The organism is Promicromonospora noduliphila (assembly GCF_056951025.1).
In genome coordinates this window covers 3,143,499-3,161,891 of sequence record NZ_CM167806.1, presented here as the reverse complement: position 1 = coordinate 3,161,891, position 18,393 = coordinate 3,143,499, and the positions used below count along the sequence as shown (strand labels likewise).

General features: G+C 73.8%; 14 protein-coding genes. 9 read left to right on the top strand and 5 right to left on the bottom strand.

Annotated elements, in window-relative coordinates:
* Window positions 1–191: 191 nt before the first annotated feature.
* Both AC0QU1_RS13835 and AC0QU1_RS13830 read left to right on the top strand, forming a co-directional pair.
* Window positions 192–1,274: a DNA polymerase IV gene (locus tag AC0QU1_RS13835; RefSeq protein WP_483569970.1), complete on the top strand. Its 1,083-nt coding sequence runs from the start codon at window positions 192–194 to the stop codon at window positions 1,272–1,274.
* Window positions 1,275–1,311: 37 nt separating this feature from the next.
* Window positions 1,312–2,139, top strand: coding sequence for a TrmH family RNA methyltransferase (locus AC0QU1_RS13830; protein ID WP_483569968.1), 828 nt, complete (start codon window positions 1,312–1,314; stop codon window positions 2,137–2,139).
* Between the two features lie 46 nt (window positions 2,140–2,185).
* Here the strand turns inward: AC0QU1_RS13830 and AC0QU1_RS13825 are convergent, their stop codons facing one another.
* Window positions 2,186–3,022, bottom strand: coding sequence for an MHYT domain-containing protein (locus tag AC0QU1_RS13825; RefSeq protein WP_483569966.1), 837 nt, complete (start codon window positions 3,020–3,022; stop codon window positions 2,186–2,188).
* Between the two features lie 253 nt (window positions 3,023–3,275).
* Here AC0QU1_RS13825 and AC0QU1_RS13820 point away from each other — a divergent pair, with 253 nt between their 5' ends.
* Window positions 3,276–4,253: a siderophore-interacting protein gene (locus AC0QU1_RS13820; protein ID WP_483569964.1), complete on the top strand. Its 978-nt coding sequence runs from the start codon at window positions 3,276–3,278 to the stop codon at window positions 4,251–4,253.
* A 22-nt stretch (window positions 4,254–4,275) separates the two neighbouring features.
* On the opposite strand, the gene AC0QU1_RS13815 is transcribed toward AC0QU1_RS13820, so the two are convergent.
* Window positions 4,276–4,812 (bottom strand): YbhB/YbcL family Raf kinase inhibitor-like protein, encoded by a 537-nt coding sequence (locus AC0QU1_RS13815; RefSeq protein WP_483569962.1) that lies wholly within the window; start codon window positions 4,810–4,812, stop codon window positions 4,276–4,278.
* A gap of 26 nt (window positions 4,813–4,838) precedes the next feature.
* A complete protein-coding gene (locus AC0QU1_RS13810) occupies window positions 4,839–5,483 on the bottom strand; it encodes a QsdR family transcriptional regulator (protein ID WP_483616216.1) in 645 nt (214 codons plus the stop codon).
* A gap of 73 nt (window positions 5,484–5,556) precedes the next feature.
* Between AC0QU1_RS13810 and fabG the strand changes: the two genes are divergently transcribed.
* The 5 genes from fabG to AC0QU1_RS13785 all read left to right on the top strand — a co-directional run bounded on the left by fabG (window position 5,557) and on the right by AC0QU1_RS13785 (window position 14,085).
* Window positions 5,557–6,306, top strand: coding sequence for a 3-oxoacyl-ACP reductase FabG (gene fabG / locus AC0QU1_RS13805; protein WP_483569958.1), 750 nt, complete (start codon window positions 5,557–5,559; stop codon window positions 6,304–6,306).
* Entirely contained in the window at window positions 6,303–6,767 is a 465-nt protein-coding gene (locus tag AC0QU1_RS13800; protein WP_483569956.1) for a MaoC family dehydratase, read from the top strand. The genes fabG and AC0QU1_RS13800 overlap by 4 nt, the downstream gene beginning before the upstream one ends.
* A gap of 288 nt (window positions 6,768–7,055) precedes the next feature.
* Window positions 7,056–8,111, top strand: coding sequence for a DnaE2-dependent mutagenesis accessory factor ImuA' (locus AC0QU1_RS13795; protein WP_483569954.1), 1,056 nt, complete (start codon window positions 7,056–7,058; stop codon window positions 8,109–8,111).
* Window positions 8,108–9,943, top strand: coding sequence for a DNA polymerase Y family protein (locus AC0QU1_RS13790; protein ID WP_483569952.1), 1,836 nt, complete (start codon window positions 8,108–8,110; stop codon window positions 9,941–9,943). Before AC0QU1_RS13795 ends, AC0QU1_RS13790 begins: the two co-directional genes overlap by 4 nt.
* A 161-nt stretch (window positions 9,944–10,104) precedes the next feature.
* Window positions 10,105–14,085 carry a PHP domain-containing protein gene (locus AC0QU1_RS13785; protein WP_483569950.1) on the top strand — a complete coding sequence of 1,327 codons (3,981 nt, stop codon included), beginning with the start codon at window positions 10,105–10,107 and terminating at the stop codon, window positions 14,083–14,085.
* Window positions 14,086–14,123: 38 nt separating this feature from the next.
* Here the strand turns inward: AC0QU1_RS13785 and AC0QU1_RS13780 are convergent, their stop codons facing one another.
* Together AC0QU1_RS13780 and AC0QU1_RS13775 are read right to left on the bottom strand one after the other, a co-directional pair.
* The gene (locus AC0QU1_RS13780; RefSeq protein WP_483569948.1) at window positions 14,124–16,331 is read right to left on the bottom strand and encodes a serine/threonine-protein kinase; all 2,208 of its coding nucleotides are present in this window, start codon (window positions 16,329–16,331) and stop codon (window positions 14,124–14,126) included.
* Window positions 16,332–16,383: 52 nt separating this feature from the next.
* The gene (locus AC0QU1_RS13775) at window positions 16,384–16,848 is read right to left on the bottom strand and encodes an HtaA domain-containing protein (RefSeq protein WP_483569946.1); all 465 of its coding nucleotides are present in this window, start codon (window positions 16,846–16,848) and stop codon (window positions 16,384–16,386) included.
* A gap of 299 nt (window positions 16,849–17,147) precedes the next feature.
* Between AC0QU1_RS13775 and AC0QU1_RS13770 the strand changes: the two genes are divergently transcribed.
* Window positions 17,148–18,254, top strand: a complete 1,107-nt coding sequence (locus tag AC0QU1_RS13770) for a glycerophosphodiester phosphodiesterase family protein (protein ID WP_483569944.1) — start codon at window positions 17,148–17,150, stop codon at window positions 18,252–18,254.
* The last annotated feature ends 139 nt before the right edge of the window (window positions 18,255–18,393 follow it).

Below are 18,393 nucleotides of genomic sequence, written 5' to 3'. Positions count from 1 at the left end.
CATGAGTGAGACGAACTTTCCTTGCCCGGAGCATATGGAGTCTTGGCCCTCTTGGGGAAGCGGGGAGGATTTCGCTGTGAGAGATAACGGGACGATAACGGCGTGCCAGACAGCCGCCCGCCGGCAACACGAGTTCCAGACGGCGGCCGCACCGCGTGACACCACGGGCCCGCCCCGGGAGACTCGTGTCCATGGGCCCGCGTGCCTCCCGCTGGGTTTTGCACGTCGACCTCGACCAGTTCCTGGTCGCGGTCGAGGTCCTGCGGCGCCCGGAGCTCGCCGGCAAACCCGTGATCGTGGGCGGGCGCGGCGACCCGACCGAGCGCGCGGTGGTCTCGACGGCCTCGTACGAGGCGCGTGAGTTCGGCGTCGGATCCGGCATGCCGCTGCGGATAGCGGCCCGCAAGGTGCCGGACGCGATCGTGCTGCCAGTCGACCACGAGGCCTACCTCGAGGCCTCCGGGCGTGTGATGGACGCCCTGCGCGAGCTCGGCATGGTGGTGGAGGTGCTCGGCTGGGACGAGGCGTTCCTCGGCTGCGACGCCGACGACCCGGAGGCGGTCGCCCGCCGCGTGCAGGAGGCGGTCCTGGCCGCCACCGAGCTGCACTGCTCCGTCGGCATCGGTGACAACAAGATCCGCGCGAAGATCGCCACCGGGTTCGGCAAGCCCGCCGGCGTCTTCCGCCTCACCGAGCAGAACTGGTTCGACGTGATGGGGCAGCGGCCCACGGCTGACCTGTGGGGCGTCGGAGCGAAGGTGTCCAAGCGCCTCGCCGCGCACGGCATCAACACCGTGGCGCAGCTCGCCGCGGCCGACGGCGACGTGCTGGTCGGCGAGTTCGGGCCGCGCATGGGCGTCTGGTACGGCGACCTGGGCCAGGGGCGCGGCTCCGCCGTCGTCGACGACACGCCGTGGGTGGCGCGCGGGCACAGCCGCGAGACCACCTACCAGCGCAACCTCACCACGCCCGAGCAGGTGGAGGCGGCGCTGCGGGACCTGGTCGCGCAGGTGCACGCCGACACGGAGGCGGAGGACCGGCCGGTCTTCCGGATGGGCCTCAAGGTGCGCTACGCGCCCTTCTTCACCAGGAACAGCTCGAAGAAGCTCCCGGCGCCGACGCGGTCGCTCGACGAGATGACCGCCGCCGTCCTCGCCCTCGCCGCGGGCATGGAGCCCGGCCGCGAGGTGCGCCTGCTCGGCGTGCGCGCCGAGCTGGTGATGCCCGACGGCGGTGACCCTCTCGAGCGCACGCCCGTCCGCGGGCGGATCTGAGGCGGATCTGGGCCGGCCCGTCGGCGAGAATGGGGCGGTGACCAACCTCGACGTCGTCCGGGTGGACGACCCCGCCGACGAGCGCCTCGCCGACTACACCAGCCTCACCGACGTCGTCCTGCGCTCCAGGCACGAGCCGGCCAAGGGGCTGTACATCGCCGAGAGCTCGACGGTGATCCGGCGGGCGCTGGCGGCGGGCCACCGGCCGCGGTCGTTCCTCATGGCGCCCAAGTGGCTGGACTCGATGGCCGACGTGATCACGGGCACCGGCGTGCCCGTCTACGTCGCCGAGGAGCCGGTGCTGAAGGAGATCACGGGCTTCCACCTGCACCGCGGCGCGCTCGCCGCGATGCGCCGGCCCGCGCTGCCGGCCGTGCACGAGCTGCTCGCGGGCGCCCGCGACGGGGCGGGGGCGCGCCGGGTGGCGGTGCTGGAGGACGTCGTCGACCACACGAACGTCGGCGCGGCCTTCCGCAGCGCCGCCGCCCTCGGCGTGGACGCCGTGCTCGTCTCGCCGCGCTGCGCGGACCCGCTGTACCGGCGCTCGGTGCGCGTGTCGATGGGCACGGTGTTCCAGGTCCCGTGGACGCGCATCGAGGCGTGGCCCGATGGCCTGCACGTTCTGCGCGAGGACGGGTTCACCGTCGCGGCGCTGGCCCTGTCCGACGACTCGATCACGCTCGACGACCTCGTCGCGAACCCGCCGGACAAGCTCGCGCTCGTGCTCGGCACGGAGGGCGACGGCCTGAGCCGCGGCGCCGTCGAGGCGGCCGACCTGGTGGTGCGCATCCCCATGGCCGGCGACGTCGACTCCCTCAACGTCGCGGCGGCGTCCGCCGTCGCCTTCTGGGCCACCCGGGTCTGACGACGGCGACGCTGACGGCGTCGGGCCCGGGTGACGTCGTGGGGGCCTAGCGGAGCTGGGACCGGCGGCGGGGCGCGGCGTCGGCGTGCCGTGCCTGCTCCTGCCAGCTCTGCTCCTGTCGGCCCTGCCAGCCCTCGAACTTCTGCTGCGCCTCCATCTCCTGCGCGCTCGGCGCCAGGCCGACGACCAGGAGCATCAGGATGGTGCTCACGGTCACGCCGATGATGAGCGGGCCGAGGAGCGCCGCGACGCTGATGCCTGCGTCGGTCGAGGGGATGAGCTCGTCGGTGGGGTGCGCCCGCATGGCCGCCATGGCGGTGTAGTGCATGCCGGACACGGCGATGCCCATGATCAGCGTGGCGCCGGCGCCCGCGGCGAGGTTGTGCACCTTGGCGGAGAGCCACAGGCCCGCCGTCGCCGCGACGACGGCGATGACCACCGACATGACCACGGTGAGCGCGTCGTAGGTGATCTCGACGCCCACGTGCAGCGCCCGCATGCCGAGGTAGTGCATGGCGGCGATGCCGAGGCCGGTGACGATGCCGCCCGCCAGCAGTGCGAAGGGCCCGACCCCGGCCGCCCGCACGATGAACAGGCCGAGGCCGACGACGACGATGGCGAGCACGCCGCTCGCGATGGTCAGCGGGACGTCGAAGCGCGTCTCGGTGCCGCGGATGTGGAACCCGAGCATCGCGACGAAGTGCATGACCCAGATGCCCGTGCCGCCGATGGAGATCGCGCCGAGCAGGAGCCAACCGGTGCTGGCGAAGCCGCGCGCGACGCGTGCCCGGGCGGTGCAGGTCAGGCCGACGGCGCACCCGGCGCACGAGAGCACGAACGAGAGGATGGGGGTGACCCAGCCGAGCGCGAAGTGGTCAATCATGGGGGCTCTCCAGCGAGTACGTCGGAACACTCGATCGATGACGGGGCTCGATCGATGACAAGTAAAGGGGTTTGCCGGGTGAGATGCACTCTTTGTACCGGGTTAATTGTAGGTGCGAAGGGGTGATCTTTTGACTTCCGGAACGGTCCGTTTCCGCTCCGTTTCCGGTTCCCTGCCGGGCCGCTCCGGCGCCGCTTTCCACCGTTCGGGCGAGGTGGAACAGGCCCGGCAAAGTTAGGTTAGGCTCACCGTCGTGACCACCAAGACCGAGGGGCTCGACGTCAAGCCCTCGCGAATGTTCGATGTCCAGGTCGCGCGCGTGACGCGCCTGTGCCCGTCCTTCGTTCGCTTCACCTTCACGGGTCCGGACCTGGACAAGTTCGCGGACAACGGCCGCGACCAGCGCATCAAGCTGCTCCTCCCGTCGCCCCAGGGTGGCTGGGACGCCCTGCGCCGCGACGACCCCGACTGGTACGCCGCCTGGCGCTCGCTCCCCGACGAGCACCGCAACCCGATGCGCACCTACACGGTCCGCACGGTGCGCCAGGAGATGCGCGAGGTCGACGTGGACGTCGTCATGCACGGCGACTCCGGCCCCGCGTCGCGCTGGGCGCTGACGGCGGCGGCGGGCGACCCGCTGGTCATCATGGGCCCCAACGCGGAGTACGACGGCGTGCACGGCGGTGTCGAGTTCGCCCCGCCGGCGTCCAGCCACGCGCTGCTGCTGGCCGGTGACGAGACCGCCGTCCCGGCCATCGCGGCGATCTGCGAGTCCCTGCCCGGCGACGCGGTGGGCGAGGTCTTCCTCGAGGTGCCGCACCCCGAGGACGGCTGGCCGCTCACGGCGCCCGACGGCGTGCGGGTGCACTGGCTGGCCCGCGACGGGCGCGAGCACGGCGACGTGCTGGTCCCGGCCGTGCAGGCCGCGGCGGACCGGCTGCTCGCGATGGGCGTGCGGCCGTCGTCGGACACCGCGCCCGCCCTCACCGCCGCAGGCGTGGACCTGTCGGCCGAGGCGCACGACGTCGACGTCGACGAGGAGATCCTCTGGGAGGTGCCGGTCGACGAGGCGGGCCGCCCTCTGGCGCAGGACACGGTGCTGTACGCGTGGCTGGCGGGCGAGGCGGGCGTGATCAAGACGCTGCGCCGCTACCTCGTGAACGAGTGCCAGGTGGACCGCAAGTCGGTCGCGTTCATGGGCTACTGGCGCAAGGGCCGCGCGGAGAGCTGACGCGGCTCGGTCGTGTTCTCGCTCATCGGCTGTACGTCGCCGTGAGCGTGGCGCGGCCCAGCAGGTGGAAGTAGACGTTGAACGCCACCTGCGCGTTGGTGTTGTCCGGGCCGAGCCCGAGCTCACCGGGTGCGACGTCGAGGGCGTGCACGGCGAAGATGTACCGGTGCGGGTGGTCGCCGGGCGGCGGGCCCGCGCCCTCGAAGCCGGGGGTGTGTCCGTCGGTGTGCGTGTGGAACGCCCCGGCGGGCAGGCCGGCGCCGTCGGGGGCGCCCGCACCGGTGTCGAGCGACGTCACGGAGGCGGGCAGGTCGACGACCGTCCAGTGGTGGTACCCCATGGGCGTCGGCGCGTCGGGGTCGTAGCAGGTCACCACGAACGACTTGGTCTCCTCGGGGAACCCGCTCCAGGCCAGGGCGGGGGAGATGTTCTGGTCGTGCGCGGCGTGCGCGTCGGGCATGCGCTCGCCGTCGGTCAGGTCGGTGCTCGTGAGCGAGAACGTCGCGGGAGCCGGCAGCAGCGTGTACGGGTCCGGCGGGTAGGGGCGAGTGAAATCCATGCGCCCCACTCTGCCGAATCGCCGGGTCAGGTGCCAGTGCCGACCCGGAGCAGGTGGCGGAACGCGGTGCGCGCCCGCGCGGGGCTCGGCTCGTCGCCGGTGATGAGGTCGGCGTAGGTGAGCGACTCCGAGACCCGCACCAGCAGGTAGGCGAGCTCGCCCGGCGGGATGGTGCCGCCGAACGGCGCGTCGCCCAGCTCGCGCGTCACGAGCCACTCGACGGTGGCGACGAAGCGGCGCTGGATCGGGCTCTCCGCGGTGGTGAGCAGGCGCAGGGAGCGGGCGGGCTCGCGGCGCAGGAACGCGCGGAAGTAGTCGGCGACGATGAGGTCGCGCGTGAACGCGGTCAGCAGGTCCGCCACCCGTTCGGCGCCGGTGAGGTGCTCGGACGCGCGCTCGGCCTGCACCAGCGTCGGCACGGCGAGCGACCACAGCACCTCGGACAGCAGCGCGTCCCGGTTGCCGACCCAGCGGAACACCGACGTCCGGTCGACGCCGAGCTGCGCGGCCAGCGGTGCCATGTCGATGCGGTAGCCCTCGATGAAGGTGCTGCGCGCCAGGTCGAGGACGTGCCGCGCCTCCGGGTGCGTCGCCAGCCGCACGGAGAGACGGCTCGGCGCCGCTTCCAGTCCGACGGTCGCGATGCCCGACGTCGTCATCATGCGGGTCATCCAACCGCTACCCGAGTACCCGGTGCAACAAGATGCAGAATGATGCCGATCATCCGTACCGAAAGGAAACCTCATGACCCGCACAGCGATCGTCACCGGCGCGGCCCGCGGCATCGGCGCCGCCACCGCCCGCCGGCTCGCGCAGGACGGCTACGCCGTCGCCGTCCTGGACCTGTTGGAGGACCAGGCCACGGCCACAGCGGAGGCCATAACGGCCGACGGCGGCCGCGCGCTCGCCGTGGGCGTCGACGTCGCCTCGGAGGAGTCGGTCGGCGCCGCCGTCGACCGTGTGGCCGCCGAGCTGGGCGCGCCCACCGTGCTGGTGAACAACGCGGGCATCCTGCGCGACAACCTGCTGTTCAGGATGTCCGCCGCCGACTGGGACGCCGTGCTGAGCGTGCACCTGCGGGGCGCGTTCCTCATGACCAGGGCCGTGCAGGCGCACATGGTGGAGGCGCGGTTCGGCCGCATCGTGAACCTCTCCTCCACCTCGGCGCTCGGCAACCGCGGTCAGGTCAACTACTCGGCCGCCAAGGCGGGCATGCAGGGCTTCACCAAGACCCTGGCCATCGAGCTCGGCAAGTTCGGCGTCACCGCGAACGCCGTCGCCCCCGGGGTGATCGAGACCGACATGATCGCCGAGACCGCCGAGCGCATCGGCATGACCTTCGCCGACTACCTCGGCACCGCCGCGCAGGACGTCCCGGTGGGCCGCGTGGGCCAGCCCGAGGACATCGCCAACGCCGTGTCGTTCTTCTGCTCCGAGCAGTCGGGCTTCGTGTCCGGCCAGGTGCTGTACGTGGCGGGTGGGCCGAAGGCGTGAGCCGGGTCATCGCCGTTGGCTCGCCCGCGGCGCTCGCGGACGCCGTCGGCCGGACCGCGACCGGCGAGTGGTTCGAGGTGACGCAGGAGCGGATCGACGCGTTCGCCGACGCCACGGAGGACCACCAGTGGATCCACGTGGACGCCGAGCGGGCGGCCGCCGGTCCGTTCGGCGTCAGGATCGCGCACGGGTACCTCACCCTGTCGCTGCTGCCGCGCCTGGCGTCAGCCCTCGTCGAGGTGGGTGGCGCCAGCATGGTGGTGAACTACGGCATGGACCGGGTGCGGTTCCTCGCCCCGGTGCCCGCTGGTTCGCGCGTGCGCGCCGTCACCGAGCTCCTGTCCGCCGAGCCGACGTCGACCGGCGTGCGTCTCGCCTCGAAGGTCACCGTCGAGATCGAGGGTTCGGAGCGGCCGGCCCTGGTGGCGCACACGCTGTCCGTCTACGTGCCGGAGGCGTGATCTCGGTGGCGTGATCCGGGGATGTGGTCCCGGCGACGTGACCCGAGAGGGTGTGATCTCGGCGGCGAGGGTGTCCCGGAGAAAGTGCCTCGCGGGGGTGTGTTGCTGTGCGTGTACGACGTCTACACACGGCAACACACCCCCGCGAGGCGTTGGTTCCCGGACCGTGCCGACGCTGCGAGCAGGAGGTTTGACAGGCACCGTCGTGCGGTGTGTACTGGATTTGATCGAACATATGTTCGCAACGCTCCAACCGGTCTCGCCGGCAGGCACCATCGCTGGAGGGACATGACCGTCGCACCCACTCCCTCGCCGACCAGCACCGAGACCACCGTCGACCCGAGGCACGCACAGGCGCTCGCGGCCCTGCGGTCCGCCGAGGCGCGCACCGGCGTGCGCAAGCGGGCGACGGTCGCGCCGGTGCAGGTCCGGGCGTTGCGGAGCAGGCCGGCGGCGGTGCCCATCGCTGAGTCCGCCCCTGAGTCTGCGGCTGCGTCGCCTGAGTCCGCGGCTGCGGCTGCGGTCGTGCCTGCGGCTGTGGTCGCGACCCGGCCGGCGCCGGAGAGCGGCCCGGACGAGGGCGCGCGTGTGCTGCCCGTCCACCCGCACCTCGCGGCCCTCCTGCCCGACGGCGGCCTGCGCGCCGGCACCGCCGTGGTGGTCAGGGGCTCGACGTCGCTCCTGCTCACCCTGCTCGCCGAGGCGTCCCGCGCCGGGGCCTGGACCGTGCTGGTCGGGTTCCCGGCCGCGGGGCTGGCCGCGGCGGCCGACGCCGGGTGCGACCTGTCGCGCACGCTGGTGGTGCCGTTGAGCGGGTCGGCCGTGGATGCGCCAGCCGTGCTCGCGGCGCTGATCGACGGTATGGACGTGGTGGTGGTCGGGCCGGGGGCTGCGCTGCTGGGGCACGACCGGCGCCGGCTCACGGCACGCGCCCGCGAGCGGGGGACCGTGCTGGTGGCGGCGGGGTCACCGCTCGACGGCGTGGGCGGTACCGGCGGTGGTGGCGCGCGCGGTGCTGGTGGTGGCGCGAGTGCTGGCGCGGGCGGTTGGCCCGGCGCCCAGGTGGTGCTGGAGGCCACCGCCGGGACCTGGGCGGGAGTCGAACGCGGCGCGGGCTGGCTGCGGCGTCGGACCCTGCGGGTGCGGCGCACCGGGCGGGGCAACGCGGCGCGGCCTCTGCACCTGGACGTGGAGGTGCCGGTGTGCCGGGCGACCACCATGGGCGCGGACCTCGCCGGCGGGAAGCCTGGGAGCACGAACCTCGCCGGAGGGCCGAGCCTCGTACGTGAAGACGCGGACCCAGGCGAAGCCTCTGCCCGGCCGCGGCTGGAGCTCGTCGGATGACCGCCCGCACGGGCGGCGCCGTCCCCGCCGCGCTCGCCGCGGCCGACACGACCACGCGCACCGCCTGCCTCTGGGTGCCCGACTGGCCGGTCGTCGCGGCGCTGGTCGTCGCCGGCCTGGGCCCGGAGGTGCCCGCCGCCGTCACGGGCGGTCCAGGCGGGCGGATCGTCGCGGTGTCCGCGCCCGCGCGCAGCGCAGGGGTGCGCCGCGGGATGCGCCGGCGCGAGGCCCAGGGGCGCTGTCCCGACCTGCAGCTCTGGGCCGCCGACGACGCCCGCGACGCCCGCGAGTTCGAGCCCGTCGCCGTGGCAGCCGAGACCGTGGTCTCCGGGCTGGAGATCGCCCGCCCCGGCCTGCTCCTGCTGCCGTCGGGCGGTGCGGCCCGGTACCACGGCTCCGAGCACGACCTCGCGCGCGAGCTGACCGAGCAGGTCGCCGTCCGGACCGGTCACGAGTGCCAGGTCGGGGTCGCCGACGGCTACCTGGCGGCGGTCCTCGCGGCCCGCGACGACGCCGTCGTGCCGCCGGGCCTCTCGCGGGACTATCTCGCGCCGCGGCCGGCGGCCGTGCTCGTGCACGCCCGCCCCGCCGACCGGGCCCTGGCCGAGCTGGTCGACCTGTGGCGCCGCCTCGGCGTGCGGACGCTGGCCGACCTGGCGGCCCTGCCGGACGACGCCGTCGCCGCCCGGTTCGGCGACCTCGGCGTCTGGGCGCAGCGCCTCGCGCGCGGGCAGGACGTGCGGCCCCCGGCCCGGCGCCGGCTCGCCGAGGACCTGACCGTCACCGAGGAGCTGGACCCGCCGGCGCACCGGGTCGACGTCGCGACCTTCGCCGCCCGCCGCCTGGCCGAGCGCCTGCACGACGACCTGCACCGGCGCGGCGTGGCGTGCGGTCGGCTGCGGATCACGGCGCGCGCCGTCGACCCGGTCACGGGCGAGGCCAGGACCCTGGAACGGCTGTGGCGCACCGACGACGCGCTCGGCGGGCTGTCGGCCGCCCGGATCACCGACCGGGTGCGCTGGCAGCTCGAGGGCTGGCTGACGGCGTCGTCGCTCGGGGAGGGTGCGGCGCCCGCGCCGATCGCGGGCCTGACCCTGGCCGCGGAGGAGGTGGCCCCCGCGGGGGCCCTGCAGCCGCGCCTCTGGGGACCGGGTGCGGGCGAGGACCTGCGCGCCCGCCGCGCCGTCGAGCGGGTGCAGGCCCTGCTCGGGGGCGACGCCGTGCTCACCGTCCGCCTCCAGGGCGGGCGCGACCCTCGCGACCGCGTCCAGCTCGTGCCCTACGGCGAGCACGTCCCGCCCGAGCGCGAGCCGGACCGGCCCTGGCCCGGCGCCCTGCCGCCCCCGGCGCCGTCGGTCGTGCTGCCCGAACCCGTACCGGCGCACGTGCTCGATGCCGCCGGGCGCCCCGTCGTCGTCGACGTGCGGCTGGCGGTCAGCGGTGAGCCCGCCCGGGTGGTGGTGCCGGGGGACGGTGCGGAGGGCGGTGGTGGTCGCATGGGAGGTGGTGGCGGTCGTGCGGGAGGTGACGGTCGTGCGGACAGCGGTGGTCATGCGGGAGGTGGTGGAGCGGACGGCGCACGAGGTGGTGGTCATGCTGGCGGTGGACGTGCCGGCGATGGCCGGGGCGGTGGAACTGGCGGCGACGCGTGGCCCGGCCTCGACGCCGCAGTCGTCGACTGGGCGGGCCCGTGGCCCGTCGCCGAGCGGTGGTGGACCCCCCGGGGCAAGCGCCGCGTGTTCTTCCAGGTGGTGACCGATCTCCCCGGTGACGTGGGGCTGCTGCTGTCGTCGTCGACCGGGGAATGGGCACTGGAGGCGCTCTATGACTGAGTCGCGCTCGGCAGGCCGGCAACTTCCTGGGCTGGCGCCCCGACGTCGGCAGTTTGCAGCACGAAGTCGGCACTTGGCATCGAGATCGGCTCAGCGCTGGACCGATCTCGATGCCAAGTGCCGACTCCGCAGGGGAGTGCCGACTTTCACCGGAGCGGGCCGTGGATAGGCGTACGCCGCGAGGACGGCGTGACCAGGTCGTCCCGTACGCCGAGCTGCACGCCCACTCCGCGTTCAGCTTTCTCGACGGCGCCTCGCACCCCGAGGAACTTGTCGAGGAGGCCGCGCGCCTGGGGCTCAAGGCGCTCGCCCTCACCGACCACGACGGCCTGTACGGGGTGGTGCGGTTCGCGGAGGCCGCGAAGCGGCTGAAGGAAGTCGGGACGGTGCTCAAGACCGCGTTCGGGGCCGAGCTGCACCTGCCGGTGCCCTCGGCGGGCCCGGCCGAGTACGGTTCGGCCGGGCACGGTTCAGGCGGGCACGGTCCAGCCGCCCGGCCCGGCTCGGCCGGTGTCCGGGGCGTTCCCGTGCTCGATCCGCCCACGGGGATCCCCGACCCGCGCGCCACGCACCTGCTCGTCCTGGCGCGCAGCCCGCAGGGGTACCGCAACCTGTCGAGCGCCATCGCCACCGCCCACCTCAAGACCGAGGTCAAGGGCGCGGCGCAGTACACGATGGAGGGGCTGGGCGAGGCGTCGGGCGGCGAGTGGCTCGTGCTCACCGGGTGCCGCAAGGGCGCGGTCCGGCGGGCGCTCGTGTCCGGCTCCGGTGCGGCCGGCGGGCGAGGCGGCGTGGCCGGGCAGGACGTCGGCGTCGGGCAGAACCGTACCGACCGGCTCGCTGCCGCGCGGCGGGAGCTGGACCTGCTGACGGACACCTTCGGGCGGGACAACGTCGCCGTCGAGATCACCGCGACCGGCGACCCGCGCGACGCCGACCTGCACGACGCGCTCGCGCTGCTGGCCGCCGACGCACGCCTGCCGCTGGTCGCGACCACCGCAGCGCACTACGCGCACCCCCGGGACAGCGACCTGGCCGGGGCGCTGGCCGCCGTCCGGGCCCGGTCGAGCCTGGACGACCTGGACGGCTGGCTGCCCGGCGCGCCCACCGCCCACCTGCGCGGCGGCGCCGAGATGGCGCGCCTGCACCACCGCCACCCGCAGGCCGTGCCGACGGCGGCCGCGCTGGGGGAGGAGTGCGCGTTCGACCTGAAGCTCATCAAGCCGGAGCTGCCGCCGTATCCCGTCCCCGAGGGACACAACGAGAAGACCTGGCTGCGCGAGCTCACCTACCTGTGCGCGACCGGACGCTACGGCCTTCGGGAGAGCAACAAGAAGGCCTGGGACCAGATCGACCGGGAGCTGGACATCATCATCGACCTGGAATTCCCCGGGTACTTCCTGGTGGTCTACGACCTGGTGAGGTTCTGCCGCAAGCAGGGGATCCTCGCGCAGGGGCGGGGCAGCGCCGCCAACTCGGCGGTCTGCTACGCCCTCGGCATCACCGCGGTGGACGCCGTCAAGCATGACCTGCTGTTCGAACGGTTCCTAGCGCCGGAGCGAGACGGCCCGCCGGACATCGACATCGACATCGAGTCGGTACGCCGCGAGGAGGTGATCCAGTACGTCTACGACAAGTTCGGGCGCACGCACGCGGCGCAGGTCGCGAACGTCATCTCCTACCGCCCGCGGTCCGCGGTGCGCGACGCCGCCCGCGCGCTCGGCTACGACATCGGGCAGCAGGACGCGTGGTCCAAGTCGATCGAGCGCTGGGGATCGCTGAAGCCGAGGGAGACCCCGGCGGCGTCGGGCGGCATGCCGGTCAATGGGGAAGCGGGGAGCCCAGCGGTGGGCGGTATGACGGCGGGCAGCCCGGGCGGGCAGACGGCAAGCGATACGGCGTCGGGCGATGCCGCGGTGGGTGGGTCGACGGCAGGTGAGACAGCGGCAGACGGGCCGACGGCGCCGTCGGACACGCCACCGAGACTGCCGAACAAGACCGCCGCCAAGGATGCCCGGCTCGCGGCGCTGTGGGGCCCGCGGGAGGCGCGGCCGCACGTCGGGCACACGAGCGTGGGGCGCGCGAACGACGACAGACCCGGGATCTTCCTCGACGTGCTCGCCGAGGACCAGCGCGTCCAGGGGGAGCCGCGGCCGACCCGCGCCGACGACGCCCACGACGTCGTGCCGTTCCGGACGCCGCCGTCGGCCGCCGAGGAGGGGGAGATCCCCGACGACGTGCTCGACCTCGCCGACCGGATGCTCCGCCTGCCCCGGCACCTGGGCATCCACTCGGGCGGGATGGTGATGTGCGACCGTCCGGTGATCGAGGTGGTGCCGGTGGAGTGGGCCCGCATGGAGGGCCGCACGGTGCTGCAGTGGGACAAGGAGGACTGCGCGGACGCGGGCCTGGTGAAGTTCGACCTGCTGGGCCTGGGCATGCTGACCGCTATCCGGTACGCGTTCGAGTTCATCGAGGAGCACACCGGGGAGCGCTTCGAGCTGCACAGCCTGGACGACGACGACCCCGAGGTCTACAAGCTGCTGTGCGCCGCCGACACCGTCGGCGTGTTCCAGGTGGAGTCGCGCGCCCAGATGGCGACCCTGCCGCGGCTGCGGCCGAAGAAGTTCTACGACATCGTCGTGGAGGTCGCGCTCATCCGGCCCGGGCCCATCCAGGGCGGGTCGGTGCATCCGTACATCGAGCGGGCGCGGGATCGCCAGGACGTGGAGTACCTGCACCCGTTGCTGGAGAGGTCTCTGTCGCGCACCAAGGGCGTGCCGCTGTTCCAGGAGCAGCTCATGCAGATGGCGATCGACGTCGCCGGGTTCACGCCCAAGGAGTCCGACCAGCTACGGCGCGCCATGGGATCCAAGCGGTCGGCCGAGCGCATGGAGGCGCTGCGCGGGCGGTTCTACGCGGGGATGGCCAAGAACAAGATCCCGTCCGACAAGCAGGACGAGATCTACGAGAAGCTCAGGGCCTTCGCCGACTTCGGCTTTCCCGAGTCGCACGCCTACTCCTTCGCCTACCTGGTGTACGCGAGCTCGTGGCTCAAGGTCTACCACCCCGCCGCGTTCTACGCGGGCCTGCTCGCGGCACAGCCCATGGGGTTCTACTCACCGCAGTCCCTGGTCGCCGACGCGCGCAGGCACGGGGTGCGCGTGCTGCGGCCCTCGGTGACGGCGTCGCGCGTGCTGGCGAGCGTGGAGCGGGTCCCCGCCGACGGCGCCCCGGGCGCGCCGTCGTCCGATGACAGCCTGGCCGACAGTGACAGCCTGGCCGACGGCGGCGACCTGACTGACGGCGGCGACCAGGCGGACGGCGACGACCGGGCCGACGGCGCTGGCGGCGGCTCGGCCGACGGCGCCCCTGCCGGTCCTTCGACCGAGGTGGTCCCTTCCGTGGCGCGGCTCGTCCGGGCCGACCCGGCGCTCGCGGTCCGCATGGGACTGGAGTCCGTGCGAGGCATCGGCAAGGACAAGGCCGAGGAGATCGTCACGGCCCGTGCCGCCGCCGGCCCGGCGGGGTTCGGATCGCTGCGGGACCTCGTGCGCCGGGTCGAGCTGTCGACGGCGCAGCTCGAGGCGCTCGCGACGGCCGGCGCGCTGGAGTCGCTCGGCGTCGAGCGCCGGGAGGGCCTGTGGGCGGCGGGCGCGCTGGGCCAGGAGGGGCCGACGACGCTGCCCGGCGTCAGCGTCGGCGTCGACGCCCCGGTGCTGCCGGGGATGACCGAGGTCGAGCTGTCCCAGGCCGACGCGTGGGCCACGGGCATCACGCCCGACTCCTACCCGACGCAGCACGTGCGGCCGGGGCTGACGGCGGCGGGGGTGCTCACCGTGGCGCAGGCGCTCGTGACCGAGGCGGGTCGCCGGGTCGCCGTCGGCGGGGTGGTGACGCACCGGCAGCGGCCGGGGACGGCGGGGGGCGTGACCTTCCTGTCCCTGGAGGACGAGACGGGGCTGCTCAACGTGATCTGCACCGTCGGGCTGTGGCAGCGGTTCCGGAAGGTGGCGCGGTCGGCGTCGGCCATGGTGGTGCGCGGGCGGATCGAGTCGGCGGACAACGCCGTCAACCTCCTGGCGGAGCACCTCTCCCCGCTGTCCCTGGCGGTACCGGCCCGCTCCCGAGACTTCCGCTAGGGGACCTGTGGTCAGCGGTCACCTTCGGGGATGACGGCTCAGCCCAGGTTCAGCAGGGTGGCGCCGGTCAGGCGCAGCGCCACCGCGCCCGCGCCGATGAGCAGCGCGGAGACCACGTAGACCCAGAGCCACATGGCGTGCCCGAAGATGCGCAGGAGCACGGCCAGCCCGAGCGCGGCGACGGCGAGGGCGGGCGCGGCGAGGACCGGGTCACCCGCCTGGGAGTCCCGCGTGACCAGCAGGTACACCGCGCCCAGGAGCAGCAGCCGGGGAACCCAGCGCAGCAGGGCGCCGAGCAGGCGCACCGGCCACGGCCTCCTGCGCGGCGGGACGGCGGGGCGGGCCGCAGGCTGTGGCGGCAGCGCCGGCTGCCTGCCCGGCTGCACGCTCGGCGGCCGGCTCGCGGGGGCCTGCCGCGCGACGGGCGGCCGCACCGGCGGCATCGGCCGGGTGTCGCGCACGGACGGGTTCGGCCGCGCCTGCGGCGGCGTCGGGCCGAGATGCTTGACGGGGCTCTTGCGCGGCTCGTAGGACTGCGGCCGCGGAACGGCCTTGAGCACGACCTGCGTCGCGGCGGCCGACGGCGGCGGGGCGGACGGCGGCGTGGCCGGCGCCGACGAGGCGGGGGCCGGTGGCACGGACTTCGGTCCGGCGCCGCCCGGTGCCGCCTTCGCCGGGGCGGGCTCCGGGTTGCGGAAGGCGCGCCAGCCGCGCAGCGTGTCCGCGTGGCCGTCGGCGGGGGACGTGACCCGCCAGCGCATCGCCTGCCAGATCCAGTCCTTGATCTCGGCCGGGGTGGCGCCGCCGGCGACGTGCGCGCCGAGCTCCGCGACGTGGTCCGCGACCACCTCCTCAGCGGCGCCGTCGAAACCGTCCGCGTGCACCTCGGCCAGGACGCTCATGAGCGCGCGGTCGTACACGAGGGCGTGCCAGGGCTCCGGCGTGCGGGCGGGCGTGACCTCGTCCGACGGGTCCCGAGGGAACACCCTGGTCGACCGCAGGCCCGGGCCCGGCAGCAGGTCGGTCGCGGGGAGCGCCGCCGCCTCGGCCTCCGTCACGCCGTCGCTGAGGAGCTGCGAGGTGAGCAGCAGCGTGGGGTCGGGCGTCGTGCTCGCGAGGCGGGCGCGCACCACGCTCGCGATGTTCTCCAGCGGCGGCCGGTGGTTGGGCTGGTACCGGGTCATGGCGAGCACCAGCGACTGCACGTGCCGGTCGATGGACGGCGGCTCCGGTAGTGGGTCCTCGTCCGGGGCGAGGTGGGCGGGCTCCTCGTCCACGAGGTCGGTGGCCACCAGGTCCCGGCCCAGGAAGTTCAGGTCCAGCGGCAGCGAGCCCGTGCTCGCGTACACGAGCAGCAGCCCGAGGCTGTAGACGTCGGAACGCGGATGCACCCGGCGTCCGAACAGCTCGGGGGCCATGTAGGAGAAGGTCCCGGCCGGCTGCGTCGACGTCGCGGCGTCGAAGACCTTTGCGATGCCCAGGTCGATGAGCACCGCGCGGTCGCCGTCGACCATGATGTTGGCCGGCTTGAGGTCGCGGTGCAGGCAGCGCTGCTCCTGCAGCACGAGCAGCGCGTCCACGACCTGCTCGGCGAGGCGCAGCGCCTCGCGCCCGGACAGGGGCCCCTCCTCACGCACCCGGTCCCGCAGCGTGGTGCCCGGCACGAGCTCCATCGCGAACCAGGGCTGGGTCGCGTCCAGGTCGGCCTCGACGAAGTACGGGAAGCCCCGGCCCTCCAGGCGCTCCAGCAGGTCCGCCTCCTGGACGAAGCGCTCGCGGGCGTCCTCGTGCAGACCGGTCAGGACCTTGAGGGCCACCTCGGCGCCGTCGTCGGCCTGTGCCCGGTACACGTGCGCGAAACCGCCGTGGCCCAGCGCCTCGGCGAGCGTGAACCGGCCCAGGCGCTCCCCACTGGCGGGGATCCGCCGGACCGGGCGGACCGGGAGTGCTGCGGCCCGCGCGGGCTCGGGCTCCGGAGGGGGTGCAGCCTCCTGGAGTTCAGGAGAGGGCGGGGCTGCCGCCTCCGCAGGTTCGGACGGCGGGGCTGCTGCCGCCGGGGGTTCTGGAGGTGGTGGAGTTGCTGCCTCCGTGAGTTCCGGAGAAGGCGGCGGAGGTACCGCCGCGAGGAGTTCCGGAGCCGACGGCGGAGTGGCCGCGGCCGCGGGCTCAGGATCGGCTGACGGGACCGGATCGGGGCCGACGGCCTCTGGTGTGACCTCGCCGACGCCTGGCGCTGGTGACGTCATACCGAGAACCTACCAGCGGCGTCGTCCCCGTCCGAGGAAAGTCCAGGGCGCGTCAGGACAGGTCGATCGACACCGGCTCGAACGCCGTGCCCACCGGGTAGTTGCCGCCCCAGAGCTTCGCGCCGTCCTCCGTCAGCTCGACCTGCTGCCAGGTCAGACGGCGGCCGTCGTCGGACCGCTCGGGCGCACCGACCAGGCGGAACGCGACGGTCCGCACGTCGGCGTCGCGGTCCCGGATGGACAGGGTCCAGTCGAGAGCACCGTCGGCGGGGGAGACGACCTCGATGTCGGCGATCTCGCCGACGAACGAGCCGAAGTGCCCGATGAAGACCACGGAACCCGTGAACGCGAACTGGGCGGCGTCGGCTGAGGGATCTGGGCTGCGTTCCGGGTCGAGCGGGAAGTGGAACGAGGCACCGCTGCCGCCGACGGCGTCGTCCTGCACGATGCGGCCGCCCGGCGCCCCCATCACGTACATCAGCAGGCTTGCCTTGATCTCCCACTCCAGATGAGCCACCCGAGAACCGTACCCCTACCTGCCGATTCGTATGCTTCGCGACCGCCATGCGGTTGGCGGGGACGAGCGCGTCGCGGAGGTGCGTTGCTCGGTGTAGACATCGTCCACGCAGAGCAACGGAGCTGCGTGAGGACACGTCCGCCGTCCTGCCCGCCCCGCCGTCCTGCCCGCCCCGCCGTCCTACCCGGCCCGGCCGTCCTGCCCGGACGGAGCGCCGGCGCCCTCCGTTCACCCGGACGTCGCCCCGCTGACGACGCCGGGTCACGCCGCGGCCACGGTGCGTGACCACGCTCGGACCCATGAGGACCACCCAGCAACGCCGTACCACCACAGCCATCGCCGTGACCCTCGCGAGCGCGCTCGCCCTCGGCGCAGCGCCCGCCTCCGCGCTGCAGACCCCGGACGACGCCGAGGGCGCTCGGACGGCCGGTCACCACCGCACCTTCGACCTCCAGGCGCACCGCGGCGGCGTCGCGCTCACCGTCGAGAACACGCTGCCGGCCTTCGACAACGCCCTTGCGCTCGGGGTCAGCACGCTCGAGCTCGACGTGCAGATCACGCAGGACGGGTACGCCGTCGTGACCCACGACCGCGACCCGAACCCGGCCAAGTGCGTCGACACCGAGCCCGCGTTCCCCGGCGACCCCGAGTTCCCGTACGTCCCCAACAGGACGTACATCAAGGACCTCACGCTCGCGCAGGTCCGCACGATCGACTGCGGCTCGCTGCGCCAGCCACAGTTCCCCGAGCAGGAGCTGCACCCGGGCGAGCGCATGCCGCTGCTGTCCGAGGTGCTGCGGCTGGTGAACCGGCACCGGGCGCACCAGGTCACGCTCAACATCGAGACAAAGGTCGAGGCCGGAGCCCCCGAGCAGACGGCGCCGCGCGAGCAGTTCGTGCAGGTCGTCGCGCGGGAGGTGCGCAAGGCCGGCCTGGTCGACCAGGTCACCATCCAGAGCTTCGACTGGGGCGCCCTGATGCGGATGAGCGAGGTCGAGCCCCGGTTCCCGTTGGTGGCACTGACCAACGGCCAGCAGTTCCTCCAGGTCGGCGTGGCCGGCGCATCGCCGTGGCTCGGTGGCCTGGACATCGACGACTTCCCCGGCTCGATCCAGCAGAAGTTCGTCGCCGCCACCGCCTCGTTCGGCGCCGACGCCGTCTCGCCCGTGCACGGCGACCCCCAGGGCGGCGGCGTGAACGATCCGGGCTACGTCCCGTTCACCACGCCGGAGCTCGTCCGGGCCGCGCACCGTGCGGGCATGACCGTGATCCCGTGGACCATCGACGACCGCGCCACCATCGAGTCCCTGATGGGCATCGGCGTGGACGGCATCATCACCGACCGCCCGGACCTGCTCCGCACGATCATGGCGGAGCGCCACCTGAAGCTCCCCAAGCGCTACTGACCGCACCGGGCCCGGCGCGACGGCGACGCTCGTGCCCGGTGCCTCGTGCGGGTCAGCTCACGTGAGCTCTGATCCCTTCGGGACCGAGGTTCCTTCGCTTTGGGACGCTCCAAAAGCCAAGGAACCTCGGTCTCGAAGG